The organism is Streptomyces sp. NPDC007907 (assembly GCF_042959365.1).
Classification (GTDB): domain Bacteria; phylum Actinomycetota; class Actinomycetes; order Streptomycetales; family Streptomycetaceae; genus Streptomyces; species Streptomyces indiaensis.
Genome location: NZ_JBIBKR010000001.1, coordinates 295,785 through 320,247, shown reverse-complemented (window position 1 = coordinate 320,247; position 24,463 = coordinate 295,785). Strand labels below are relative to the sequence as shown.

Here is a 24,463-nt window from a genome sequence, read left to right as displayed (position 1 = left end):
CCCGGCGCCAAGGGCACCGACCGGCCCTGCTTTCACACCGTTTTTCACACGCGCGCACCGAACGGGGGAGGATAGACGCATGCAGCCACGGAACATGTCCATGAGCGGAGTCGTCGACCTCGCCGCGGTGAAGGCGGCCCAGGAGGCCAAGGCGAAGGCGGAGCAGGCGCGCGCGCAAGCAGCCCGGGAGGGCGGGACGGGGGCGATCTCCCCGGCCGATCTCGTCATCGACGTCGATGAGGCGGGGTTCGAGAGGGACGTCCTGCAGCGTTCCGCCGAGGTGCCCGTCGTCATCGACTTCTGGGCCGAGTGGTGTGAGCCCTGTAAGCAGCTCAGCCCGGTCCTGGAGCGGCTGGCCGTCGAGTACAACGGCCGCTTCCTGCTCGCCAAGATCGACGTCGACGCCAACCAGATGCTGATGCAGCAGTTCGGCATCCAGGGAATCCCCGCGGTGTTCGCGGTCGTCGCGGGGCAGGCGCTGCCGCTCTTCCAGGGGGCGGCGGGCGAGGCCCAGATTCGGCAGACCCTCGACCAGTTGGTGCAGGTCGGCGAGCAGCGCTTCGGCCTGACCGGCCTCACCGTCGACCCCGAGGCCGAGCCGGGCGGTGCCCAGGCGGCTCCGGAGCGGCCGGCCGGTCCCCACGACGGTCTCCTGGAGGCCGCCGTGCAGGCGCTTGACTCGGGCGATCTGTCCGGTGCCGTCCAGGCGTACAAGAACGTGCTGAACGAGGACCCGGCCAACGAGGAGGCCAAGCTGGGCCTCGCGCAGGCCGAGTTGCTCCAGCGGGTGCAGGGCGTCGACCCGCAGCAGGTGCGCCGGGACGCGGCCGACAAGCCGGCCGACGTGCAGGCGCAGATCGCCGCGGCCGACCTGGACCTCGTGGGCGGCCACGTCGAGGACGCCTTCGGCCGGCTCATCGAGACCGTGCAGCGCACGGTGGGTGACGACCGGGACACCGTACGCGTGCGGCTGCTGGAGCTGTTCGAGGTCGTCGGCCCCGACGACCCCCGCGTGATCGCGGCCCGCAGGGCCCTGGCACGCGCCCTGTTCTGACCAGTCGTTAAACACGCGGGCGTGTGGTGCCCGCGTGAAAAGTTTGCCGACAGTCGGTCACTGCGGCCGCGCTTTACCAAAACTTGGTAATCGCGGCCGCTGTTACTACGAGTAAGTCACCGGCGTTGATCTGTCGGATTCTGTCCATCGATCAACAGCTTTGTACCGCCGCCGGGCGCCACCCTGAGTCGCCGACCGAGACCGACGGGTCGTTGATCGGTTATCCGGCCGTTACTAGCGAGTAACGAACCCCCTTGTGCGGGCGGCGAGAATGCACCACGATCGGCCACGCTCGGTCCATTCCCGTACCCCGGCAGCCGGTTGGGTCGCGGGACAACCTGGGTCCCCACCGAGCAGAGCCGGCGGCAGTGGCGCCGGCTCTTGGACAGGGGGGTCTTCGCCCTTCCGGCGAAGCCTGTCCAGCAGGGTTGTGCGTGATGCGTGTCAGGCGCGACCAGTGGTTGTCGCTCGGGGGTGATCGCCGGTGATTCGGGCGCAGTTGCGCCGCCGAGTGCAGGCGCTCTCCTTCCCGAGGACGTAGCACTTCTCCCATCCCTGCCCGGCTGAGCCGCCAATCGGGGCGAGCCAGGACAGGAGATGTACGTCCGAGAAGGAGGAAATATGGAGTCCCAGGTGCGTGGCGGGACCAGATGGAAGCGGTTCGCTGTGGTCATGGTGCCCAGCGTCGCCGCCACGGCTGCGATAGGTGTCGCCCTCGCGCAGGGCGCTCTCGCCGCGTCGTTCAGCGTCTCCGGCCAGTCGTTCAAGGTCACGACCGACCAGCTCGTCGGTGAGGGCTTCTCGCAGTACGGCGCCCTCGACGAGGGGTACACGCTCGACGGCAAGAAGTCGGTGCACCCGGTCGCGGTCTCGTCGTTCAAGTCGGCGACGATCAAGAACCTGTGCCAGTCGGTCGTCACCCCGAACATTCCGGTGCTCGGGAACGTCAGCCTCATCCTGCGTGCGGGTCAGGGTGCGAAGCCGGTGGAGGCCCAGAACCTCTACATCGACGTCGCCGACCTCAGCGCGGACGCGACGTTCGAGAACATCGACATCGGTGTGGCCGCCAAGGACGCCAGCAAGGGTCCGGCCATGCGGAAGGGCGAGACGACCAACCCGTACGGCTTCGCCCAGCAGGCGGACAGGGCGACCCTGACCGACGTGAAGCAGACGGCGTGGGCGACCACCGCCGGAACCTTCAAGCTCAGCGGCCTGAAGATGTCGCTGTCGACGGGTGTCAAGGAGTGCTACTAAGCACTCGATGACGGGCGGGGGAGCCGGTGGCGCCCCCGCCCGTCCACCTTCCGGCCGCGTCTTCACACGCGGCCCACATCACCACCACAGCAACGCTGTACCAGGGAGCTGTTTTTCCATGAGCGCCGAGACTCCTGCCGCCACCGGCCAGTTCACCGTCCGGAGGCAGCAGTTCCGCGCCTGGCGGGGTGAGCGGCCGTTCTGGGCCGGGCTGCTGGTCCTCCTGAGTGGACTGCCCATCGCCTACTTCCCGTACGCGAACCTCCAGATCGGTCACCTGACGCTGGCGATGGCGACCACCGCGGGTGCCGGGTCCCTGATCATCGGCGTGCTGCTCGTCGTCCTGGGCGTCAGCCTCTGGTTCCAGAAGCACGTCCGCGTCTTCGCGGGAGTCGCGGCGATCCTGCTGGCGCTGGTGTCCATCCCCGTGTCCAACCTCGGCGGCTTCCTCATCGGCTTCCTGCTCGCCCTCGTGGGCGGGGCGATGGCCGTGGCGTGGGCGCCGGGCGCGCCGCCCGCGGGACAGCAGGCCGCCATGGCCGGCACGGGCGTCGACGGGGCTCCCGAGGCCACGGACCACGACACCGCGGTGCTGCGACCCGCGGACGGGGTGGACGAGCCGAACGATCTGTCAGGAACGAACCCGGCCAACGGGGCGAACGGGAGGCACAGTGCCGGCTGACGAGGTGACCCACGGGGCAGACGTGGAGACGTCCCGTGTGAGAACCGGGCCGCGCCACGCGGCACCCAAGAAGCCGCTGTTCACCAGGTTCAACAGGCCGGCCGGCAAGGCGATAGCCATGGCGGCGATGCCGACGGCGGTGCTCATGGGCATGGGCTTCACGTCGACGCTCGCCATAGCCGACAGCAACAGCCCGGCGGCGCCGACCTCCAAGAGCCTGACGGCCGACGAGTACAAGGACTGTGTGGCGGCCCTCGAGGACGCCGACAAGGCCGGCAAGGACTCGGAGGACTCCAAGGACGACTCCGCCTCGCCCACGCCGTCCCCCTCGGCGAGCGACGGCGCGGCGGGCGAGAAGGACGACCAGGGCGGCACCGCCCCGAAGCCGTCCCCCTCGGGTGGCGCGGACGCGGGCAACGGCGGTTCCTCTTCGTCGGATTCAGGTTCCGACGACGAGGCCGAGCCGAAGCCGACCCCGTCCACCAGCGCTCCCGCCACGGGCGGTGACGACGCGGCGGCCACTCCGTCGCCCTCGCCCTCCGAGAGCGGCGGCATCCTGGAGGGCATCGGCGACGCGATCGGCGGCATCTTCGACGGAGGGAAGGACGACGGCACGGACGGGGCGAGCCCCGCACCGAGCCCGTCCGCCTCGGCGTCGGAGAGCACCGAGAAGCCGGCCGAGGACGCCTCCGGCACGCAGGACACGGCCGAGAAGGCCACCGGCACGGTAGAGGACACCGTCAAGGACACCACCGACAAGGCGTCCGACACGGTGAAGGACACCGGCAAGACGGTGCAGGACACCACCAAGGCCGTCGAGAAGGCGGCCGAGGACGCGGCGGAGAAGGCGAAGGAGGCCACCGCCTCGCCCAGCCCCTCCCCGAGCGCCACCACGGACGCCGACGACTGCCCGGCCGCCACCGACGCCGAGGGCGGCGTCGACAACAAGGTGCCGCTGCCCGACGACCCGTGGTTCCTCAACGCCAGCTCGCTGACGCTGAAGGGTGCCGACTACAAGGGCGTCGTCAAGGTGCGCACCGCCGACGGCACCGTCAAGAAGGTGCTGAAGTACGTCATATCCGGCGGCACCGACATCGGCGACCTGCACCAGACCGTCAAGGACAAGCAGTCCGGCAAGACCTACCACGTGCAGGCGGCCAAGGGCTCGACGTCCACGATCCGCGACGGCGACACCCTGATGTACACCGAGAGCATCTCGGGCAACCTGCTCGGGCTGATACCGATCACGTTCGACCCGGAGCACCCGCCGCCGCTGAACATCCCGCTGATCTACTTCACCAACGTGAAGGTCCAGCAGGCCGGCCAGTTCGGCGGGACCCTCCACGTGCCGGGGCTGCACAACTTCGTCACCGACTGAGCGCCCCTCAGAGCCTGTTCGGGAGCCGCACACACCGAGGGGCGCCCCCTGGATCCCAGGGGGCGCCCCTCGGTGCCGTGCAGGGGCCTTCACGGCCCCCGCCGGTTTCAGCCCTTGGCCTCGCCCAGGTGGTGGACACGCACCATGTTGGTGGTGCCGGGCACGCCGGGGGGCGAACCGGCGGTGATGACCACGATGTCGCCGTCGTTGAAGCGGTTCAGCTTCACCAGCTCCTGCTCGACGAGGTCGACCATCTCGTCGGTGCTGTTCACGAACGGCACCACGTACGGCTCGACGCCCCAGCTGAGCGCCATCTGGTTGCGGGTGCCCTCGTCGGTGGTGAAGGCGATGATCGGCTGCTGCGCGCGGTAGCGGGACAGCCGGCGGGCGGTGTCGCCGGACTGGGTGAAGGCCACCAGGCCCCGGCCGCCGAGGAAGTCGGCGATCTCGCACGCGGCCCGGGCCACCGAACCGCCCTGGGTGCGCGGCTTCTTGCCCGGGACGAGCGGCTGCAGGCCCTTGGAGAGCAGCTCCTGCTCGGCCGCGGTGACGATCTTCGACATCGTCTTGACCGTCTCGATCGGGTACGCGCCCACGCTCGACTCGGCGGACAGCATGACCGCGTCGGCGCCGTCCAGGATCGCGTTGGCCACGTCGGAGGCCTCGGCACGGGTCGGACGGGAGTTGGTGATCATCGACTCCATCATCTGGGTCGCCACGATCACCGGCTTGGCATTGCGCCGGCACAGCTCGATCAGGCGCTTCTGCACCATCGGGACCTTCTCGAGCGGGTACTCGACGGCCAGGTCACCGCGGGCGACCATCACACCGTCGAACGCCATCACGACGTCCTCCATGTTCTGCACCGCCTGCGGCTTCTCCACCTTGGCGATGACGGGGACGCGGCGGCCCTCCTCGTCCATGACGCGGTGCACGTCGTGGACGTCCTTCGCGTCCCGGACGAAGGACAGCGCGACCAGGTCGCAGCCCATCCGAAGGGCGAAGCGGAGGTCCTCGATGTCCTTCTCGGACAGCGCGGGCACGTTGACGGCCGCGCCGGGCAGGTTGATGCCCTTGTGGTCGGAGATGACGCCGCCCTCGATGACGATCGTCTTCACCCGGTGTCCGTGGACCTCGGTGACCTTCAGTTCGACGTTGCCGTCGTTGATGAGGATCTGGTCGCCGTGGGAGACGTCGCCCGGCAGGCCCTTGTAGGTCGTTCCGCAGATCGTCTTGTCGCCCGGGACGTCCTCGGTGGTGATGGTGAACTCGTCCCCGCGGACCAGCTCCACCGGCCCCTCGGCGAAGGTCTCCAGACGGATCTTCGGGCCCTGGAGGTCGGCGAGGACACCGATGGCCCGGCCGGTCTCCTTGGCGGCGGCACGGACCCGGTCGTACCGGCCCTGGTGCTCGGCGTGGCTGCCGTGGCTGAAGTTGAAGCGGGCCACGTTCATGCCGGCTTCGATCAACGCGACAAGCTGATCGTGGGAGTCGACCGCGGGGCCGAGAGTACAGACGATTTTCGAACGGCGCATGGGGCGATCCTATCGGTTTGTTTCGCAACGGAATATTCCGTCTGGCGGAAAATACAAAAGGGCGGCATGCCGCTCAGGTGTGATTCCCCGAACCAATTACCAGCGCGTAGGTCTGTGTCGCGATCTCCAATTCCTCGTCAGTAGGCACCACCGCCACCGCGACCCGCGCGCCCTCGGGCGAGATCAGCCGCGCCTCGTCGCCGCGTACGGCGTTGCGCTCACCGTCCACCGCAAGGCCCAGCTCCTCCAGCCCCGTCAGGGCGGCCGCCCGCACAGGAGCCGCGTTCTCGCCCACACCGGCCGTGAAGGCGACCGCGTCCACCCGTCCGAGCACGGCGTAATAGGCGCCGATGTACTTCTTCAGGCGGTGAATGTAGATGTCGAACGCCAGCTCCGCCTGCTCGTCGCCCTCGTCGACGCGCCGGCGGATCTCCCGCATGTCGTTGTCGCCGCACAGACCGATCAGACCGCTCTTCTTGTTGAGAAGAGTGTCGATCTCGTCGGCGGACATTCCACCAACACGCATCAAATGGAAGATGACGGCCGGGTCCATGTCTCCGGAGCGCGTACCCATCACGAGCCCCTCCAAAGGCGTCAGCCCCATGGAGGTGTCCACGCAGCGACCGCCCCGCACGGCCGACGCCGAGGCCCCGTTGCCCAGGTGCAGCACGATCACGTTGGTCTCGGCCGGGTCCTTGCCCAGCAGCTCGGCGGTGGCCCGGGAGACGTAGGCGTGGGAGGTGCCGTGGAAGCCGTAGCGGCGGATGCGGTGCTCGTCGGCGGTCTTGACGTCGATCGCGTAGCGGGCGGCCGACTCCGGCATCGTCGTGTGGAACGCGGTGTCGAAGACGGCGACCTGCGGCAGGTCCGGCCGCAGCGCCTGCGCCGTGCGGATGCCGGTGAGGTTGGCCGGGTTGTGCAGCGGCGCCACGGGGATGAGCCGCTCGATCTCGGCCAGCACGGCGTCGTCGATCACGGTCGGCTCGGTGAAGAACTTCCCGCCGTGCACCACCCGGTGCCCGATCGCGGCCAGCTCCGGCGAGTCCAGCCCGAGGCCGTCCCTGGCGAGCTCCTCGGCCACGGCCTTCAGGGCGCCGTCGTGATCGGCGATCGCCCCGCCGCGCTCCCGGCTCTCGCCGCCGGCCGGGGTGTGCTTCAGGCGGGAGGTCTGCTCGCCGATGCGCTCCACCAGGCCCACCGCCAGCCGGCTGCTGTCGCGCATGTCGAGCAGCTGGTACTTCAGGGAGGAGGAACCGGAGTTGAGGACGAGGACGCGGGTGGGGCTCACTGGGCGGTTGCCTTCTCGCTCGGGGACGGGGCGGGGGACTGGGCCTGGATCGCCGTGATGGCGACCGTGTTGACGATGTCCTGGACGAGGGCGCCCCGGGACAGGTCGTTGACCGGCTTGCGCAGACCCTGCAGCACCGGGCCGACCGCGATCGCGCCGGCCGAGCGCTGCACGGCCTTGTAGGTGTTGTTGCCGGTGTTCAGGTCGGGGAAGATCAGCACGCTCGCCTGCCCGGCGACCTCGGAACCGGGCAGTTTGGTCGCCGCGACCGACGGCTCCACGGCGGCGTCGTACTGGATCGGGCCCTCGATCTTCAGGTCGGGGCGGCGGGAGCGGACCAGCTCGGTGGCCTCGCGGACCTTGTCGACGTCGGCGCCGGAGCCGGAGGTGCCGGTGGAGTACGACAGCATCGCGATGCGCGGCTCCACGCCGAACTGCTCGGCCGTGGTCGCCGACTGGATGGCGATGTCGGCCAGCTGCTCGGCGTTGGGGTCCGGGTTGACCGCGCAGTCGCCGTAGACGAGGACCTTGTCGGCCAGGCACATGAAGAACACCGACGAGACGATGTCCGCGTCCGGCTTGGTCTTGATGATCTCGAAGGCCGGGCGGATGGTCGCGGCCGTGGAGTGCACCGAGCCCGACACCATGCCGTCGGCGAGGCCCTCCTGCACCATCAGCGTGCCGAAGTAGTTCACGTCGGAGACGACGTCGTAGGCCAGCTCCACGGTGACGCCCCGATGGGCGCGCAGGGCCGCGTACTGCTCGGCGAAGGTGTCCCGCAGCTCGGAGGTCGCCGGGTCGATCAGCTGGGACTCGCCGAGGTCGATGCCGAGGTCGGCGGCCTTCTTGCGGATCTGGTCGACCGGCCCGAGCAGCGTCAGTTCGCACACGCCGCGGCGCAGCAGCACCTCGGCGGCGTGCAGCACCCGCTCCTCGGTGCCCTCGGGCAGCACCACCCGGCGCAGGTCGGAACGGGCCTGCTCCAGCAGCTTGTGCTCGAACATCATCGGCGTGACGCGGTCGCTGCTCGGCGCGGAGACCCGGCGGGCGAGGTCGGCGGTGTCGGCGTACCGCTCGAACAGGCCGAGGGCCCGCTCCGCCTTGCGCGGAGTGGCCGCGTTCAGCTTGCCCTCCAGGGAGAACAGCTGCTCGGCGGTGGGAAAGCTGGTGCCGGCCACCGACAGCACGGGCGTGCCGGGGGCGAGGCGGTCGGCGAGGGTGAGGATGCGGTCGCCGGGCACCTCGTCCAGGGTGAGCAGCACGCCCGCTATCGGCGGGGTGCCGGCGCTGTGCGCGGCGAGTGCCCCGACGACCAGGTCGGCCCGGTCGCCCGGGGTGACGACCAGGCAGCCGGGGGTCAGGGCGCCCAGGAAGTTCGGCAGCATCGCACCGCCGAAGACGAAGCCGAGCACGTCCCGCGCGAGCCCCGAGTCGTCGCCCAGCACCACCTTGGCGCCGAGGGCTTGGCCGATCTGCGAGACGGTCGGCGCGGACAGCGCGGGCTCGTCGGGCAGGACGTAACAGGGCACCGGCAGCCGGGAGTCGAGCTGTCCGGCGATCTCGTCGCGGTCCTCGCGGGCCACCCGGTTGGCGACCATGGCCAGCACGTCGCAGCCCAGAGTGTCGTAGGCGCGGTAGGCGTTGCGCGTCTCGGCGAGCACGGACTCGACGGTCTGCTTGCGGCCGCCGACGACGGGGATCACGGACGCGCCGAACTCGTTCGCCAGCCGGGCGTTGAGCGACAGCTCGTCGGGCAGCTGGGTGCCGGCGTAGTCGGTGCCGAGGACGAGCACGACGTCGTAGTCCCGGGCGACCCGGTGGAAGCGGTCGACGAGGGTGGACACCAGCTCGTCCGTGCCGGCCTCGGCCTGGAGGGCGGACGCCTCGTGGTAGTCCATGCCGTAGACGGTCGACGGGTCCTGGGTGAGCCGGTAGCGGGCGCGCAGCAGCTCGAAGAGGCGGTCGGGCCCGTCGTGGACCAGGGGGCGGAACACACCGACCCGGTCGACCTGCCGGGTGAGGAGCTCCATGACCCCCAGTTCGACGACCTGGCGTCCGTCGCCGCGGTCGATGCCGGTCACGTACACGCTGCGGGTCACGCGCGCTCTCCGTTCGTCTCGGATGAGGGTCGGATGAGGGTCTGATGGGGGTAGGCCTCTCGCCCCACTGCTATCCAGCCCGGGGCACAAAAATCGCCCACCGAGGTGAGCAGAACCCTCTTGACAATACCTCTGCCGCTAGATAAGGCGCCCGTCAGGCCGGGGTGCCACAGCCGGTCGTGGAGCGTGAAACAATCGGCAGTGGCTCACCGGTGTCAACAGCGAGCAGGAGACACAGCACGATGCGTATCGGAGTTCTCACCGCAGGCGGCGACTGCCCCGGCCTGAACGCCGTGATCCGGTCGGTCGTGCACCGGGCGGTCGACCACTACGGCGACGAGGTCATCGGCTTCGAGGACGGGTACGCCGGCCTGCTGGACGGCCGCTACCGCAGTCTCGACCTGGAGTCCGTCAGCGGCATCCTGGCCCGCGGCGGCACGATCCTCGGGTCGTCCCGGCTGGAGCGGGACCGCCTCCGCGAGGCCTGCGAGAACGCCTCCGACATGATCCACCAGTTCGGCATCGACGCGCTGATCCCGATCGGCGGCGAGGGCACGCTGACGGCCGCGCGCATGCTGAGCGACGCGGGCCTGCCCGTCGTGGGTGTCCCGAAGACGATCGACAACGACATCTCCTCCACGGACCGCACCTTCGGTTTCGACACAGCGGTGGGGGTCGCCACCGAGGCGATGGACCGGCTGAAGACCACCGCCGAGTCCCACCAGCGCGTGATGGTCGTGGAGGTCATGGGCCGGCACGCGGGGTGGATCGCCCTGGAGTCCGGCATGGCGGCCGGTGCGCACGGCATCTGTCTGCCGGAGCGGCCGTTCGATCCGGCCGACCTCGTGAAGATGGTCGAGGAGCGCTTCTCGCGCGGCAAGAAGTTCGCGGTGGTCTGCGTCGCCGAGGGCGCCCACCCCGCCGAGGGCTCCATGGACTACAACAAGGGCGCCATAGACAAGTTCGGCCACGAGCGCTTCCAGGGCATCGGCACCGCCCTCGCCCACGAGCTGGAGCGGCGGCTCGGCAAGGAGGCCAAGCCGGTCATCCTCGGCCACGTCCAGCGCGGTGGTGTGCCGACCGCCTACGACCGGGTGCTCGCCACGCGCTTCGGCTGGCACGCGGTGGAGGCGGCGCACCAGGAGCAGTTCGGCAGGATGACCGCCCTGCGCGGGACGGACATCGTGATGGTCCCGCTCGCCGAGGCCGTGACCGAGCTGAAGACCGTGCCGAAGGACCGCATGGACGAGGCCGAGTCGGTCTTCTAACCGGCCTCCGGGCCGGTGTCGTCCTGGAGCTTCGCCCAGAAGTGCTCCACGATCCGGTCCAGGAACTCCTGGCCGGCGCCGCCCGCGTCGCCCCTGCCGCCGCCCCAGCTGAGGGTGGCGGCCATGTGGCCCTGGTAGTCCTCGTGCAGACCCTGCAGGGCTGCCTCGAGGAACCGGCGGTCCAGGGGGACGAGCTTGGCCACCGGACGGACGTAGGCCTGCCAGCGGGTCGTGGCCGCGCTGCGCAGCAGGCCGCCCAGCTTGGCGTCACGGCCGGTGACGGACACGAAGTCGGGCAGCGTGAGCCCGAGCAGCTCGGCGAGGGCGCCGGCCTGGCGTTCCGTGCCGCGCCAGGTGTCGGTCTCCTCCATGCGCAGATACGCGTGCACGTCGTGCCCCACGGCCCGGGCCACGTCCTCCGGGGCGAGGCAGCGGGCGATGCGGTGTTCGCGCAGGGTGCGCGGTCTGCCGATCAGTTCGGCGGGCGAGCACCACAGCACGCCCGCGAGCGCGGTGAGTTCGGAGCCGCTCGGGGCGGCGGCCCCGCGTTCCCAGGCCCTCACGTCGTCCGGGGTGATGTGGGGATGCCCGTACGAGATGCGCATGCCGTGGGCGACGTGTTCGGGTGCCATGCCGAGGGCCGCGCGCAGCCGGCGGGCGGCGGGGGCGTTGAACGGCGGGGGCGTGGGGGCGGTCTGCGCGGGGTGAGGGGGAGACGGCTGGTTCGGTCGGGCTGAAGGTCGGCGCACGGCTCACAAGCTAGGACGGCCGGAACACACTGACTACGGTCAGTTCGGCCAGGATCACGGATTGTAGGAAGCTACGGCTACCGACGGGTTCGACCGGGGCCGAAGATCGTCTGTCGGGCGGGGCGCCGGCCGGGCGAGGATGGCGCCGGGTCCGGTGATCACGGGCCCGGAAAGGCAGTGACTCACGTGAACGGCAAGCTCAACGGGCATATTCGCGAGCGTCTTCGCGCACCGAACTTCTGGCACCTCGCGACGGTGGGGGCGGACGGGGCGCCCCAGGTGTCGCCCATGTGGGCGGACATCGAAGGGGAGTACGTCATGGTCAACACCTCGGTCGGGCGGGTGAAGGAGGAGAATCTGCGGCGCAATCCGTACGTTTCGCTGTCCCACCACGACCCCGAGAACCCGTACGACCGCGCGGAGATCCGGGGCAGGGTCGTCCGGTTCGTGGAGGGCGAGGACGCGGAGCGGGCGATGGACCGGCTGGCGCGCAAGTACCTCGGCGAGGACCGGTACCCGTGGCTGCTGCCGGGGGAGCGCCGGGTCATGCTGCTGATCGAGCCGACGCGGGTGCGGAGGCTTGAGGGCGTCGAGCCGTTCCGGGCGGGCGTCCTGCCGGAGGAGCCGGCCGGCTGAGCCGTCTTCTCAGGGCTGTGGATCACGGCGTCCCGGCCGGCGGGCCGTCACAGCCTCACTGCCCCGACACCCAGCGGTACTGCAGCTCCGGCCGGCCCACCGTGCCGTACTGCGGGCGGCGTTCGGCGCGGCCCGCGTCGACCAGGTGCTCCAGGTAACGGCGGGCCGTGATGCGGGAGATGCCCACCGTCTCCGCGACGCCGGCGGCCGTCAGGCCCTCGGCGCTGTCGCGCAGGGCCACCGTCACCCGCTCCAGCGTCGGCGCGCTCAGCCCCTTGGGCAGCGCGGCCGGGCCCGGCGCCCGCAGGGCCGCGAGCGCCCGGTCCACCTCGTCCTGGCCGCTCGCCTCGCCGACCGCCGCGTGGAACTCGGCGTAGCGCACCAGGCGGTCGCGCAGGGTCGCGAAGGTGAACGGCTTCAGGACGTACTGCACGACACCGAGCGAGACGCCCTCACGGACGACGGCCAGGTCGCGCGCCGACGTCACCGCTATCACGTCCGCGTGGTGGCCGGCCGCCCTCAGGGACCGGGCCAGGTGCAGTCCGTGCACGTCGGGCAGGTGCAGATCGAGCAGCAGGAGGTCCACCGGGGTGCGCTCCAGGACCCGGCGGGCCTCCGCGCCCGAGTGCGCCTTGCCCACGGCCGCGAACCCCGGCACCCGGCCGACGTACAGGACGTGCGCGTCGGCTGCGACCGGGTCGTCCTCCACGACCAGGACCCGGATGGCCTTCTCGCTGCTCGTCATGCGTCGCCTCCAGCGCCTCTGGCCACCGAGGCCCCGGAGGGCACGCCCCCGGCCGCCGTCCCCGGCTCCCGCAGCGGCAGCCGTACCTCGAACTCCGCCCCGCCCCCGTCGGCCTCCGCGACCGTCAGGGAGCCTCCGTGCCGCTGGGCCGCCTGCCGGACGAGCGCCAGCCCGAGCCCCCGGCCGCCCGGTCCCGCGGGCTTCGTCGAGAAGCCCCGCTGGAAGACCGCCTCGGCGTGCTCGGGATCGACGCCCGGGCCGGTGTCCGAGACCCGCAGCACCAGTTCCGGGACGTCACCGCGGTCGCGGGTGTAGGCCGCCACCGTCACCCGGGCCCGGACACTGCCCTGCGCCGCGTCCACGGCGTTGTCGATGAGGTTGCCGAGGATGGTCACCAGGTCCCGCGCCGGCAGGGTCTCGGGCAGCAGACCGTCGTCCAGGCTGCTGTCCTCCGACACCATCAGCTCCACGCCCCGCTCGTTCGCCTGGGCCGTCTTGCCCAGCAGCAGCGCCGCCAGCACCGGCTCGCTCACCGCCGCCACGACCTGGTCGGTCAGTGCCTGCGCCAGCTCCAGCTCGGCCGTCGCGAACTCCACCGCTTCCTCCGCCCGCCCCAGCTCGATCAGTGACACGACGGTGTGCAGCCGGTTGGCCGCCTCGTGCGCCTGTGAGCGCAGCGCCTGTGTGAAGCCGCGCTCGGAATCCAACTCGCCCATCAGCGACTGGAGTTCGGTGACATCGCGCAGGGTGACGACGGTACCGCGCCGCTCGCCGCCCGACACCGGTGAGGTGTTGATCACCAGGACCCGGGACGCCGTCAGATGGACCTCGTCCACGCGCGGTTCCGAGGCGAGCAGGGCACCCGTCAGCGGGGCCGGCAGCCCCAGTTCGGCCACCGACCTGCCCACCACGTCCCCGGCCACGCCGAGCAACTCCCGACCTCCGTCGTTGATCAGCGCCACACGGTACTGCCCGTCCAGCATCAGCAGGCCCTCGCGCACGGCATGCAGGGCGGCCTGATGGTAGTCGTGCATCCGGCTGAGCTCGGTCGCGTTCATGCCGTGGGTGTGGCGGCGCAGCCGGGCGTTGATGACGTACGTGCCGACCGCGCCCAGCACCAGCGCGCCGGCCGCCACACCGAGCAGGGCCGTCAGCTGGTCCTGGACCCGCTGGGTGATCTGCTCGACCCGGATCCCGGCGCTGACCAGGCCGACCACCCTGCTGCCGTCCCGGATCGGGGTGACCGCGCGGACCGACGGGCCGAGCGTGCCCGTATAGGTCTCGGTGAAGGTCTCGCCCTTCAGGGCCCGCTCGGTGTGCCCCCGGAAGGTCTGGCCGATCTGCTTCGGGTCGGGGTGCGTCCAGCGGATGCCCCGCGGATCCATGATCGTGATGAAGTCGACCTCGGTGTCCCGCATCACCTTCAGCGCGTACGGCTGGAGCTCGGCGGTCGGGTCGGGGGCGCGGGTCGCGGCCAGCACCGACGGGGAATCGGCTACCGAGCGGGCCACCGCCCTGGCCTGGCGCGTCGCCGCCTCCTCGGCCTGGCTGCGGTCGCTGACGTAGGAGAACAGCGCGTATCCGGCCACGACGACCGCTATCAGCACGGCCTGCATGGCGAACAGCTGGCCCGCCAGACTGCGGGGGCCGGGGACGGTGAGGCGCATGCCGTCAGTCTGCACCGTGGCTGATTGTGAACTAAATGAACGGAAGGGTGACCGCGCTCACAGAGCAGGACATAGTCACGGCATTCCCCATCACGCATCTCCGGGAGCCCCGCTCCGAATTTCCCGGGCCTCCCGGAGTCTTTTCCGGACGTGAGCCGCACGCCGGTGATGCCGACGACGTCGTCAAGGAGGGCCGCCGTGACCAGCGCAGCCGATACGGCACCTGCCGCACGCAAACCCAAGCGGGACCGCACGCACTACCTCTACATCGCGGTGATCATCGCGGTCGCCGCCGGTATCGCGGTGGGCCTGGCCGCGCCGGACTTCGCTGTCGGGCTGAAGCCGATCGGCACCGGGTTCGTGGCCCTGATCAAGATGATGATCTCGCCGATCATCTTCTGCACGATCGTGCTGGGCATCGGCTCGGTGCGCAAGGCCGCGAAGGTCGGCGCCGTGGGCGGTATCGCCCTGGGCTACTTCATGGTCATGTCGCTGGTCGCGCTGGGCATCGGTCTGGTCGTCGGCAACATCCTGGAGCCGGGCACCGGCCTCGCGGTGACCGATGCGATCAAGGACGCCGGTCACGCGCAGATCGACTCCGAGGCCAAGGACACCACGGAGTTCCTGCTCGGCATCATCCCGACGACCATCGTCTCCGCCTTCACCAGCGAGTCGGTGCTGCAGACGCTGCTGATCGCGCTGCTCGCGGGCTTCGCGCTGCAGGGCATGGGCTCGGCCGGCCAGCCGATCCTGCGCGGCATCGAGCACATCCAGCGGCTCGTCTTCCGCATCCTCGCGATGGTCATGTGGGCCGCCCCGATCGGTGCCTTCGGCGCCATCGCCGCCGTCACCGGCTCGGCCGGCCTGGAGGCGCTCAAGAGCCTCGCCGTGCTGATGCTCGGCTTCTACGTGACCTGCTTCCTGTTCGTCTTCATCGTGCTCGGCGCCCTGCTGCGCGTGGTCGCAGGCCTGAACGTCTTCACGCTGTTCAAGTACCTGGGCCGGGAGTTCCTGCTGATCCTGTCCACGTCCTCGTCCGAGTCCGCGCTGCCGCGGCTCATCGCGAAGATGGAGCACCTGGGCGTCAGCAAGCCGGTGGTCGGCATCACCGTCCCGACCGGCTACTCCTTCAACCTCGACGGCACCATGATCTACATGACCATGGCCTCGCTGTTCATCGCCGACGCCATGGGCACGCCGATGTCGCTCGGCGAGCAGATCCCGCTGCTGCTCTTCCTGCTGGTCGCCTCCAAGGGCGCCGCCGGTGTCACCGGCGCCGGTCTCGCGACCCTGGCCGGTGGTCTGCAGTCGCACAAGCCGGCCCTGGTGGACGGCATCGGCCTCATCGTCGGCATCGACCGCTTCATGAGCGAGGCCCGCGCCCTGACCAACTTCGCCGGCAACGCCGTGGCCACCGTGCTGATCGGCACCTGGACGAAGGAGATCGACAAGGACCGCGTGAACCAGGTCCTCGCCGGCCGGCTGCCCTTCGACGAGAAGACGCTGCTGGACGACCACCACGGCGGCCCCGCGGAGGACCGCACCGAGACCGAGGTGCCCGAGCAGGGAGGCGAGAAGGAACTGGCGAAGGCCTGACGGCCGCTCCGCCCCCACAGATTCCGGGCGGCTGGGCGTCCCCCCGTCGCTCAGCCGCCCGGTCCCCCGGCGCACAGACGGATCAAGCGTTCAGCTTCGCCACCAGTGCGGTGGCCTTCGAGGCGGGCACGCCCGCCGCGGTCAGTACGGTGACCGCGGCGCAGCGGCCCGCCTCCTGTGCTGTCAGCAGGCCGTCGTTCACCGCCTCCATCACGGCGAACAGCATCTGTTCGTGCACGTACGCCAGCGCCGGGGCCGGCAGCGGCGAGCTGAAGACCCCGTCGTCCAGCCCACGTTGCAACAACCCGATGCTCTCCTTCCTGACCGGCGCGAGCCGCTCGCGGATGCCCTGCATGGTGACCGTGCGCTGGGCGAGCGCCACCAGCAGCCGGTAGCGGTCGGCGATCTCCCACACCGCCAGCACCGAGCACGCCACCGCCTCCGCCGGTTCCCGCACGTCCTCGCGGCCCGCCGCGTGCGCGGCCGACAGCGCCTCGACGGCCTCGTCGACGAGCGTGCTGATCAGCGCCTCGCGGCTCGGGAAGTGCCCGTACACCGTCCGCCGGACGACTCCCGCGGCCCGTGCGATCTGGTCCATCGACGCGTCCGGGTCGCGCAGCAGCTCGGCGAGGGCGACGTCGAGGATGCGGCGGCGGTTGGCGTCGGCGCGGCTGGTTCCCGTGGTCATGGACGTCATTGTGCCCCTTCCCCGATCGAGTTGCACAGCACTGTGCAACGAAGTAGATTGCGCAGCGTTGTGTAAATGCACACCCATGTGCAACCCCAGTCGGGAAGGCGACCCCTGCCATGCGACTCGTCATGAACCAACCGGCCGAGAGGATGGACCGCCCCTACGCACGCCGCTGGTGGGCGCTGCTGGTGCTCTGCCTCAGCCTGCTGATCATCGTGATGGCCAACACCGCCCTCACCGTCGCCGCGCCCGCCATGACCGAGGACCTGGGTCTGACCAGCGCCGACCTGCAGTGGGTCATCGACGGCTACACCGTCCCCTACGCCGCGCTGATGCTGCTGCTCGGCGCGATAGGCGACAAGTACAGCCGCCGGGGCGCGCTCGTCCTCGGACTGGTCGTCTTCGCGGCCGGCTCCGTCTTCGGCTACCTCGCCGACAGCGCCACGACCGTCATCGCCGCCCGGGCCGTGATGGGCGCCGGCGCCGCGATGATCATGCCCGCCACGCTGTCCCTGCTCGCCGCGACCTTCCCGCGCGCCGAGCGGGCCAAGGCCATCACCCTGTGGACCGCCACGGCCGGACTCGCCATCGCGGCCGGACCGCTGGTCGCCGGAGCGCTGCTGGAGGATCACGGCTGGTCCTCGACGTTCCTCATCAACGTCCCCGTCGCGGTCCTGGCCCTCCTCGGCGCCTTCGTCCTCGTCCCGCCGTCCAAGGCCGCGGACCGCGGGCGCATCGACTACGGCGGCGGACTGCTGTCGGTGGTGTGGATCGCCGCACTGGTCTACATGATCATCGAGGGCCCGCACTTCGGCTGGGGCGTCAAGGCCGTCACCGCCGCGGTCGTCGCCGGAGCCGGGCTCGTCGCCTTCGTCCTGTGGGAGCTGCGCCACCCGCGCCCGCTGCTCGACGTCCGCCGCTTCGCCGACCGCGGCTTCGCCGGCTCCAACCTCGCCGTCGCCCTGTTCTTCCTGGCGGTCTTCGGCGCCTTCTACTACCTGACCCAGCATCTGCAGTTCGTCCTCGGCTACGACGCCCTGGACACGGGCCTGCGCATGCTGCCGCTGGCGGGTGCCGTGTTCGTGGGCGCCGCCCTCACCGGTCTCCTCACGCCCCGGGTCGGCATGAAGTGGACCGTCACGGCCGGCATGGTCGGCGGCACGACGGCCCTGGCGCTGCTCGCCCGGGTCGACGCCACCTCGTCGTACGGCGACTTCGTCGCGCCCCTCGTCGTGCTCGGCCTCTCGATCGGGCTCGCCCTGTCGCCCTGCACCGACGCCATCATGGGGGCCTTCCCGGAGTCGAAGCTCGGCGTCGGCGGCGCGGTGAACGACACTTCGCTGGAGCTCGGCGGCTCGCTCGGCATCGCCATCCTGGGCTCGCTGCTGGCGACCTCGTACTCCGGCCACCTCTCGGACGCGACGACCGGGAGCAAGCTTCCCGCCTCCTCCCTGTCCACGGCCCAGGACTCCGTCGGCGCCGGGTACGCCGTCGCCCAGGGCATCGGCGACAAGGCACGGCAGCTGGCCGAGCAGGCCGCGCACACCGGCGACCCCCAGCAGGCGGAGCGGCTGCGGACGCAGGCCGAGCAACTCGGCGGCGGCGCACGGCAGATGGCCGACGCGGTCGGGTCCGCGTTCTCCGACGCGGTCGCGCACACCAGTCTGATCGGGGCCGTGATCCTGGGCGTCGGCACGCTGGTGGTGGCGCTGCTGCTGCCCGGCAGGCCGAAGGCGGCGGAGGAGGAGCCCGTCGAGGAGAGCCGGGAGCTGGAGTCCGCGGGGACCCGCTAGGACGGCTCGCGGGAGCTCGCGGGAGCTCGCGGGAGCTCGCGGGAACTCTCGGGTTCGCGAGGGTTCGCGGAGTGCGCGGGAGTGGCGCCACCGCCCGGTTGCGGTCGGCGTCACTTTCGCGCGGGGGGTGGGGGAAACCGGCCGGCGTCATTCTCGTGCGCGGGGGTGGGTGAAGCCGGCCGGCGTCACTCTCGTGCGCGGCCCGGGACAGGCCCGGTCGGTGTCACTTCCGGGCGGGGGCCGGGCCGGACTGGTCGGCCTCACTGTCGTGCACCGGCCGGACCGGCACGGCCGCCTCGTCCAGCCGGGTGCGTTCCTCCGAGGTGAGGAGCAGGTCCGCCGCGGCCGCCGAGTCCCTGATGGTCTGCGGACGGCTCGCCCCCGGGATCGGGACGACCGCCGGGGAACGGCCCAGCAGCCAGGCCAGACCGATCTGTTGGGGACTGACACCGCGCTCCGCCGCCACCGCGTGGAACGCGGCGAAGCGCCGCTCGCCCTCCGTGCGTGAGGGCCCGTCCAGTGAGCTGCGGGCCAGCCCGCCCAGCGGACTCCACGGCAGGAACGCCAGACCCAGCTCCGCACAGAGCCGCAGCTCCGGCTCGCTGTCCCGGACGGCGGGGGAGTACCGGTTCTGGACCGACACCAGCCGGTCGCCGAGGATCTCCCGGGCCCGGCGGATCTGGTCCGCGTCCGCGTTGGACACACCGGCCAGCCGGATCGTGCCCGCGTCGAGCAGCTCGCGCAGCGCCCCGACGGACTCCTCGAAGGGCACCGCGGGGTCGGGCTTGTGCAGCTGGTACAGGCCGATCGCCTCGACGCCCAGCCGCTCGCGCGACGCCTCGGCGGCGGCCTTGAGGTGGCCGGGGGAGCCGTCCACCGTCCAGTGGCCGCCCGCCGGCCGGCCCCGTCCGCCCTTCGTCGCCACCAGGACGCCGGAGGTGTCACCGCCGTAGGAAGCCAGTGCCCGGGCCACCAGACGCTCGTTGTGGCCGGGCTCCGCCCCCGGCAGGTGGTACGAGTCGGCCGTGTCCAGGAGGGTCACACCGGCGTCGAGCGCGGCGTGCACGGTCGCCAGGGCACGCTCCTCGTCCGGTCTGCCCTCGATGGACAGCGGCATCGCACCGAGCCCCACGGCGCTCACCCGCAGCCCGCCGAGAGTCCTGTACCGCATGTCAGTCGCCCTTCCCGAGCGTCTCGGCGACGGCACGCGGCAGCCACTGCCGGGCCTCGCCGAAGCGGAAACCGAGCCGGGCGGCCCGGGAGTTGTCCATGCCGTAGGAGCGGCGGAACGAGAACGGCGAGACCTCGCCGACCTCCACGGACCGGAACTCAGCCCGGCCCCCGGGGACATGGGCGGCCACCGCCGCGCACAGCTCCTCGGTGCTCAGCACCCCGGACGAGGCGGCGTTCACCGGCCCGGTGAAGTCCTCGCCCGCCGCCCAGGCCAGGAAGCGGGCGACCTCCTCGACGTACGCGTAGGTGGCCGGCCGGTTCACCGCCGGCACGGCGATCGGCTCGCCGGAGCGCATCCGCTCGGCGTAGTGGGCCAGCCGGCCGGTGAAGTCGTCGTCCCCGCCCAGCACATGGGCCACCCGCACCGCCGTGTACGGCAGCGCCGCGCCGCCGGCCGCGAGGACCGCCTCGGCCTGCCGCTTGCCCTCCCCGTAGTGGGCCTCCGCGAACGCGGGGTCGCCCCAGGGCAGTTCCAGGTCGACGGTGACGGCGGACGGGTCGACGGCCTCCTCGCGCACGAGTGCGGGGGAGTCCTCGTACTCGTACACCTCGACCGTCGACGTCATCACATAGCGCCGGGTGCGGCCGGTGAAGACCCGGCGGGCGAGCGCGGCCTGGCGCGGGGTGTAGCAGACCTGGTCGACGACGACGTCGAAGACGCGCGAGCCGAGCGCGCCGGTCAGCGACCGCTCGTCGTCCCGGTCGGCGCGCAGGTGCGCCACCCCGGCGGGCGGCGGCGAGGAGCCGCGGTTCAGCACGGTGACGCGGTGGCCTTCGGCGAGCAGCATGGCGATCAGGCGCTTTCCGACGTACCGGTTGCCGCCGATGACCAGGACGTCCAGGGCTTTTTCCATGGCCATAATTCTCCCGGCGTACCGTCACGCCCTGAAGGGGGAACCATGGGAGTTCAGGCCGCCGCGCCGAAAGAACCACGGCATCCGCGCAGCGCCGCCGACGAAACGTCGGTGGCCTTCGACGCACTGGACCGGCAGATCCTCCAGCTGCTCCAGACCGACGGCCGGATCAAGCTCAGTGAGCTGGGCCGCCGGGTCAGGCTCAGCCCGGCGGCCGTCACCGAACGGGTACGGCGACTGGAGGCGGCGGGCGTGATCAGCGGCTACGGCGCCCATGTCGTGCCGGCCCGGCTCGGCTACGGAATCCAGGCCTTCATCCGCGTCAACCCGCACGGCGGCTACAACCTGAAGCACCCCAGGACCCTGGAGCTGATCGAGCGCCCCGAGATCACCGAGGTGCACCACGTGGTCGGGGAGGACTGCTGGATCCTCAAGGTCGCGGTGTGCGACACCGTCCACCTGGAGGAGGTCCTGGAGGCCGTCTCGGCGCTGGGCCGCACCACCACGTCGATCGTGCTGACCTCCCCGGTGGAGCGGAAACCGCTGTTGCCTTGACGCCGGGGTCAAGGATTACGTTCGACCGCATGCGAATCGGCGAGCTGGCCGCACGGGCCGGGACCACGACGCGGACGCTGCGCTACTACGAATCGCGGGGCCTGCTGCCCGCGCGGCGCACCGGCAACGGATACCGGACCTATGACGAGAGCGACCTGCGCCTGCTGCGGCAGATCAGGACGCTCCAGGACTTCGGGTTCGACCTGGAGGAGACACGGCCCTTCGTGGAGTGCCTGCGCGCCGGGCACCCCGAAGGCGACTCGTGCCCGGCGTCGCTCGCGGTCTACCGGCGCAAGCTGGACGAACTCGACGCGCTGATCGGCCAGCTGAACGGCGTACGGGACACCGTCGCGCGGCAGTTGGAGCGCGCCGAGCTGGCCCGGGCCGAGCTGGCCGCCGAGGCGGAGGTTCCGGGCGGTCCGGAACCCGTGTGCGAGCTGGGAGGGGACCCATGGTGACCGGCGTGACGGATGTGACGGACGCGAACTTCGAGGCGGAGGTGATCGGGGCCGAGCTGCCGGTGCTGGTGGAGTTCACCGCCGACTGGTGCCCGCCCTGCCGGCAGATGGGCCCGGTGCTCAAGGCCCTCGCCACCGAGGAGGGCGACCGGCTGAAGGTCGTGCAGCTGGACGTCGACGCCAACCCGGAGACGACCAACGCCTACAAGGTGCTCTCCATGCCGACCTTCATGGTGTTCCGGGGCGGTGAGCCCGTGAAGGCGATGGTCGGTGCACGGGCCAAGCGGAAGCTGCTGGAGGAGCTGGCCGATGTGATCTGAGCGATCCGCCCGGACAACAGGAAATCCCCGGAGCAATTGCGCTCCGGGGATTTCCTTGCGTATATTTGTCTGTTCGTGACTTCAAGTCGAATGAAGCCACAGTGAAGTTCAGTGAGCACAGTATATCCGGGCGGGAGCGGAATTGTCAAACACCGAATTTCCGGACGATGAATTGCGCCAGGAACAGGAATTCATCGACGGGTTGTACGCGCGCGTGGACGCGCTGCGCGGCTACGCCGAGACCTCCGTCACGGACGCGCTCGCGCAGGGCAACACCCCCATGCAGGCCAGACTCGAGCGGGACATCCTCGTCGCCGAGCGCTCCGGGCTGCTCGCCGCGCTGAACGCGGTGGACGGCTCCCTGTGCTTCGGCCGGATCGACCTCACCTCGGGCGTCACCCACCACATCGGCCGCATCGGCCTGCGCACGGACGACGCCGAACGCACCCCGGTCCTCATCGACTGGCGCGCCGACGTCGCCCGCCCCTTCTACCTGGCCACCGGCCACACCCCGATGGGTCTGAGGCGCCGCCGGCACATCGCCACCGACGGCCGTACGGTCACCCACCTGCACGACGAGATCCTCGACCTCGGCGACGAGACCCGCACCGGCCACGAGGACCCGACGGGCGACGCCGTACTGCTCGCCGCCCTCAACTCGGCGCGCACCGGGCGCATGGGCGACATCGTGCAGACGATCCAGGCCGACCAGGACCGCATCATCCGCGCCCCGCACCGCGGCGTCATGGTGGTGGAGGGTGGTCCGGGCACCGGCAAGACGGCCGTCGCCCTGCACCGCGCCGCCTACCTGCTCTACGAGCACCGGGAGCTGCTCGCCAAGCGGGCGGTGCTGATCGTCGGGCCCAACCCGGCGTTCCTCGGCTACATCGGCGAGGTGCTGCCCTCCCTCGGCGAGACGGGGGTGCTGCTCGCGACCGTGGGCGAGCTGTTCCCCGGGGTGAAGGCGACCGCGACCGACACGCCCGAGGCGGCCGCGGTGAAGGGTCGCGCCGACATGGCCGACGTCCTCGCCGAGGCCGTGCGCAGCCGGCAGGCGCTGCCCGACCCGGTGATCGCCATCGAGCACGACCGCGAGGTCCTCATGCTCGACGACGGCCTGGTCAACGTCGCCCGCGAGCGCACCCGTGCCGCCGGACTGCCGCACAACGCCGCCCGCGAGCACTTCGAGGGCCACATCCTCAACGCCCTCACCGACCTGTACGCCGAACGGATCGGCACCGACCCCTTCGACGGGTCCAGCCTGCTCGACCCCAGCGACATCACCCAGATCCGCGACGACCTCGCCGAGAACCCCGAGGTCTGGGCGGCCGTCGACCAGCTGTGGCCGCTGCTGACCCCGCAGCGGCTCGTCGCGGACTTCCTCGCCGCGCCGGAGGAGTTCCTGCCCGCCGAGGACGCCGACGCCGTACGCCGGCCGGTGACCAGGCGCTGGACGGTGGCGGACGTGCCGCTGCTCGACGAGGCCGCCGAACTCCTCGGCGACGACGACCGGCTCGCCCGCGACCGCGCCGAACGCGAGCGGCAGCGGCAGATCGCCTACGCCCAGGGCGTGCTCGACGTCTCCTACGCGTCCCGGACCTATGAGTTCGAGGACAAGGAGGAGGACGACCCCGAGGGCTCCGAGGTACTGTCCGCGCACGACATCATCGACGCCGAGCGGTTCGCCGAGCGGCACGAGGAGGACGACCACCGCAGCGCCGCCGAGCGCGCCGCCGCCGACCGCACCTGGGCGTTCGGGCACATCATCGTCGACGAGGCGCAGGAGCTGTCGCCGATGGCGTGGCGGCTGCTGATGCGGCGCAGCCCGACCCGTTCGATGACCCTGGTCGGCGACCCGGCTCAGACCGCGGAGGCGGCCGGGGTCGGGTCCTGGTCCGGCATCCTCGAGCCGTACGTCGAGGACCGCTGGGAGCACACCCGCCTGGGCGTCAACTACCGCACCCCGGCCGAGATCATGGACGTCGCCGCGGCCGTGGTCCGTGCCGAGCACCCGCGGTTCGAGCCGCCCAGCTCGGTCCGCTCCACGGGCGTACGCCCCTGGGCACGCGCCACCGACGACCTTCCCGGCGACGTCGCCAAGGCGGTCGGGGAGCTCACCCCGGACGAGGGCAGGCTCGCGGTCATCGCGCCCCGCGACCTCCACCGCTCCCTCGCGGCCCGGCTGGACGGTGTCACGGCCGGCACCGAGCCCGACCTCACCCGGTCGGTCGTTCTGCTCGACCCGCGCCAGGCCAAGGGCCTGGAGTTCGACTCCGTCCTCGTGGTCGAGCCCGGCCGGTACGGCACGAGCGACCTGTACGTGGCCCTGACCCGGGCCACCCAGCGGCTGGGCGTGCTCCACACCGGCGCACTGCCCAAGCCCCTGGCGGACGCCTTCGCCTAGCGGAACGGCCCCGTGCCCACCCGGGCACGGGGCCCGCCTGCCGCAGGACGGCGAGCAGCGTCATGACGTCACGGCCGTCTTGCGGGCGCGCGGTTCGGTGGCGCAGCCCGCGCCGATGAACAACAGGGCCACGGCCAGCCGTGGTCGGGGTCGCCGGAGTAGACGGAGCCGAAGCGCAGCGGCAGGTACGAGGGGCGGTGAGGG

The 24,463-nt window shown here is 71.2% G+C and carries 21 protein-coding genes; 12 read left to right on the top strand and 9 right to left on the bottom strand.

Translation table 11 applies throughout. The annotated features are described in order from the left end of the window. Window positions 1-79 precede the first annotated feature (79 nt). The 4 genes from ACFZDI_RS01420 to ACFZDI_RS01405 all read left to right on the top strand — a co-directional run bounded on the left by ACFZDI_RS01420 (window position 80) and on the right by ACFZDI_RS01405 (window position 4,368). Entirely contained in the window at window positions 80-1,054 is a 975-nt protein-coding gene (locus ACFZDI_RS01420) for a tetratricopeptide repeat protein (RefSeq protein ID WP_391247011.1), read from the top strand. A 621-nt stretch (window positions 1,055-1,675) separates the two neighbouring features. Further along, window positions 1,676-2,308, top strand: coding sequence for a DUF6230 family protein (locus ACFZDI_RS01415; RefSeq protein WP_234848099.1), 633 nt, complete (start codon window positions 1,676-1,678; stop codon window positions 2,306-2,308). 118 nt (window positions 2,309-2,426) lie between these two features. Further along, a complete protein-coding gene (locus ACFZDI_RS01410) occupies window positions 2,427-2,990 on the top strand; it encodes a DUF6114 domain-containing protein (RefSeq protein ID WP_234848098.1) in 564 nt (187 codons plus the stop codon). Continuing rightward, a complete protein-coding gene (locus ACFZDI_RS01405) occupies window positions 2,980-4,368 on the top strand; it encodes a hypothetical protein (protein WP_391247008.1) in 1,389 nt (462 codons plus the stop codon). Before ACFZDI_RS01410 ends, ACFZDI_RS01405 begins: the two co-directional genes overlap by 11 nt. A gap of 107 nt (window positions 4,369-4,475) precedes the next feature. Here the strand turns inward: ACFZDI_RS01405 and pyk are convergent, their stop codons facing one another. The 3 genes from pyk to pta all read right to left on the bottom strand — a co-directional run bounded on the left by pyk (window position 4,476) and on the right by pta (window position 9,290). After that, window positions 4,476-5,903, bottom strand: coding sequence for a pyruvate kinase (pyk, locus tag ACFZDI_RS01400; RefSeq protein ID WP_234848096.1), 1,428 nt, complete (start codon window positions 5,901-5,903; stop codon window positions 4,476-4,478). 73 nt (window positions 5,904-5,976) lie between these two features. Next, window positions 5,977-7,191 (bottom strand): acetate kinase, encoded by a 1,215-nt coding sequence (locus ACFZDI_RS01395; protein ID WP_234848095.1) that lies wholly within the window; start codon window positions 7,189-7,191, stop codon window positions 5,977-5,979. Beyond that, the gene (gene pta, locus ACFZDI_RS01390) at window positions 7,188-9,290 is read right to left on the bottom strand and encodes a phosphate acetyltransferase (RefSeq protein ID WP_391247006.1); all 2,103 of its coding nucleotides are present in this window, start codon (window positions 9,288-9,290) and stop codon (window positions 7,188-7,190) included. The genes ACFZDI_RS01395 and pta overlap by 4 nt, the downstream gene beginning before the upstream one ends. A 242-nt stretch (window positions 9,291-9,532) precedes the next feature. Here pta and ACFZDI_RS01385 point away from each other — a divergent pair, with 242 nt between their 5' ends. Continuing rightward, complete coding sequence (locus tag ACFZDI_RS01385; protein ID WP_234848093.1) at window positions 9,533-10,558, top strand: ATP-dependent 6-phosphofructokinase; 1,026 nt, start codon at window positions 9,533-9,535, stop codon at window positions 10,556-10,558. Here the strand turns inward: ACFZDI_RS01385 and ACFZDI_RS01380 are convergent. Continuing rightward, a complete protein-coding gene (locus ACFZDI_RS01380; RefSeq protein WP_344368394.1) occupies window positions 10,555-11,307 on the bottom strand; it encodes a helix-turn-helix transcriptional regulator in 753 nt (250 codons plus the stop codon). The genes ACFZDI_RS01385 and ACFZDI_RS01380 overlap by 4 nt on opposite strands. 177 nt (window positions 11,308-11,484) lie before the next feature. Here ACFZDI_RS01380 and ACFZDI_RS01375 point away from each other — a divergent pair, with 177 nt between their 5' ends. Further along, window positions 11,485-11,943 (top strand): PPOX class F420-dependent oxidoreductase, encoded by a 459-nt coding sequence (locus tag ACFZDI_RS01375; RefSeq protein ID WP_234849736.1) that lies wholly within the window; start codon window positions 11,485-11,487, stop codon window positions 11,941-11,943. A 55-nt stretch (window positions 11,944-11,998) separates the two neighbouring features. Here ACFZDI_RS01375 and ACFZDI_RS01370 read toward each other — a convergent pair whose 3' ends face one another. Then, window positions 11,999-12,688 (bottom strand): response regulator, encoded by a 690-nt coding sequence (locus ACFZDI_RS01370; protein WP_234849735.1) that lies wholly within the window; start codon window positions 12,686-12,688, stop codon window positions 11,999-12,001. Then, entirely contained in the window at window positions 12,685-14,355 is a 1,671-nt protein-coding gene (locus ACFZDI_RS01365; RefSeq protein ID WP_391247003.1) for an ATP-binding protein, read from the bottom strand. Before ACFZDI_RS01365 ends, ACFZDI_RS01370 begins: the two co-directional genes overlap by 4 nt. Window positions 14,356-14,553: 198 nt before the next feature. On the opposite strand from ACFZDI_RS01365, the gene ACFZDI_RS01360 reads away from it, so the two are divergent. Next, entirely contained in the window at window positions 14,554-15,951 is a 1,398-nt protein-coding gene (locus tag ACFZDI_RS01360) for a cation:dicarboxylate symporter family transporter (protein WP_234849733.1), read from the top strand. Between the two features lie 82 nt (window positions 15,952-16,033). On the opposite strand, the gene ACFZDI_RS01355 is transcribed toward ACFZDI_RS01360, so the two are convergent. Further along, window positions 16,034-16,648 (bottom strand): TetR/AcrR family transcriptional regulator, encoded by a 615-nt coding sequence (locus ACFZDI_RS01355; protein ID WP_234849732.1) that lies wholly within the window; start codon window positions 16,646-16,648, stop codon window positions 16,034-16,036. Window positions 16,649-16,758: 110 nt separating this feature from the next. Here ACFZDI_RS01355 and ACFZDI_RS01350 point away from each other — a divergent pair, with 110 nt between their 5' ends. Continuing rightward, window positions 16,759-18,435: a DHA2 family efflux MFS transporter permease subunit gene (locus tag ACFZDI_RS01350; RefSeq protein WP_391247000.1), complete on the top strand. Its 1,677-nt coding sequence runs from the start codon at window positions 16,759-16,761 to the stop codon at window positions 18,433-18,435. Between the two features lie 223 nt (window positions 18,436-18,658). On the opposite strand, the gene ACFZDI_RS01345 is transcribed toward ACFZDI_RS01350, so the two are convergent. Together ACFZDI_RS01345 and ACFZDI_RS01340 are read right to left on the bottom strand one after the other, a co-directional pair. Further along, window positions 18,659-19,606, bottom strand: coding sequence for an aldo/keto reductase (locus ACFZDI_RS01345; protein WP_234849730.1), 948 nt, complete (start codon window positions 19,604-19,606; stop codon window positions 18,659-18,661). A gap of 1 nt (window position 19,607) precedes the next feature. Then, on the bottom strand, window positions 19,608-20,522 hold the full coding sequence (locus ACFZDI_RS01340; RefSeq protein ID WP_391246998.1) for an NAD-dependent epimerase/dehydratase family protein: 915 nt from the start codon (window positions 20,520-20,522) through the stop codon (window positions 19,608-19,610). A gap of 45 nt (window positions 20,523-20,567) precedes the next feature. On the opposite strand from ACFZDI_RS01340, the gene ACFZDI_RS01335 reads away from it, so the two are divergent. The 4 genes from ACFZDI_RS01335 to ACFZDI_RS01320 all read left to right on the top strand — a co-directional run bounded on the left by ACFZDI_RS01335 (window position 20,568) and on the right by ACFZDI_RS01320 (window position 24,259). Next, entirely contained in the window at window positions 20,568-21,077 is a 510-nt protein-coding gene (locus tag ACFZDI_RS01335; protein ID WP_234849728.1) for an Lrp/AsnC family transcriptional regulator, read from the top strand. A 29-nt stretch (window positions 21,078-21,106) separates the two neighbouring features. Further along, entirely contained in the window at window positions 21,107-21,535 is a 429-nt protein-coding gene (locus ACFZDI_RS01330; RefSeq protein WP_391246995.1) for a MerR family transcriptional regulator, read from the top strand. Further along, entirely contained in the window at window positions 21,529-21,855 is a 327-nt protein-coding gene (locus ACFZDI_RS01325; protein WP_268839700.1) for a co-chaperone YbbN, read from the top strand. The genes ACFZDI_RS01330 and ACFZDI_RS01325 overlap by 7 nt, the downstream gene beginning before the upstream one ends. Before the next feature lie 172 nt (window positions 21,856-22,027). Then, a complete protein-coding gene (locus tag ACFZDI_RS01320; RefSeq protein WP_234849725.1) occupies window positions 22,028-24,259 on the top strand; it encodes an AAA family ATPase in 2,232 nt (743 codons plus the stop codon). Window positions 24,260-24,463 lie beyond the last annotated feature (204 nt).

Coding starts and splice junctions, on each gene's coding strand:
- ACFZDI_RS01385 (WP_234848093.1), top strand. CDS start 9,533: ATGCGTATCGGAGTTCTCACCGCAGGCGGCGACTGCCCCGGCCTGAAC.
- ACFZDI_RS01340 (WP_391246998.1), bottom strand. CDS start 20,522: ATGGAAAAAGCCCTGGACGTCCTGGTCATCGGCGGCAACCGGTACGTC.
- ACFZDI_RS01325 (WP_268839700.1), top strand. CDS start 21,529: ATGGTGACCGGCGTGACGGATGTGACGGACGCGAACTTCGAGGCGGAG.
- ACFZDI_RS01345 (WP_234849730.1), bottom strand. CDS start 19,606: ATGCGGTACAGGACTCTCGGCGGGCTGCGGGTGAGCGCCGTGGGGCTC.
- ACFZDI_RS01415 (WP_234848099.1), top strand. CDS start 1,676: ATGGAGTCCCAGGTGCGTGGCGGGACCAGATGGAAGCGGTTCGCTGTG.
- ACFZDI_RS01410 (WP_234848098.1), top strand. CDS start 2,427: ATGAGCGCCGAGACTCCTGCCGCCACCGGCCAGTTCACCGTCCGGAGG.
- ACFZDI_RS01330 (WP_391246995.1), top strand. CDS start 21,107: ATGCGAATCGGCGAGCTGGCCGCACGGGCCGGGACCACGACGCGGACG.
- ACFZDI_RS01335 (WP_234849728.1), top strand. CDS start 20,568: ATGGGAGTTCAGGCCGCCGCGCCGAAAGAACCACGGCATCCGCGCAGC.
- pyk (WP_234848096.1), bottom strand. CDS start 5,903: ATGCGCCGTTCGAAAATCGTCTGTACTCTCGGCCCCGCGGTCGACTCC.
- ACFZDI_RS01350 (WP_391247000.1), top strand. CDS start 16,759: ATGCGACTCGTCATGAACCAACCGGCCGAGAGGATGGACCGCCCCTAC.
- ACFZDI_RS01365 (WP_391247003.1), bottom strand. CDS start 14,355: ATGCGCCTCACCGTCCCCGGCCCCCGCAGTCTGGCGGGCCAGCTGTTC.
- ACFZDI_RS01370 (WP_234849735.1), bottom strand. CDS start 12,688: ATGACGAGCAGCGAGAAGGCCATCCGGGTCCTGGTCGTGGAGGACGAC.
- ACFZDI_RS01420 (WP_391247011.1), top strand. CDS start 80: ATGCAGCCACGGAACATGTCCATGAGCGGAGTCGTCGACCTCGCCGCG.
- ACFZDI_RS01355 (WP_234849732.1), bottom strand. CDS start 16,648: ATGACGTCCATGACCACGGGAACCAGCCGCGCCGACGCCAACCGCCGC.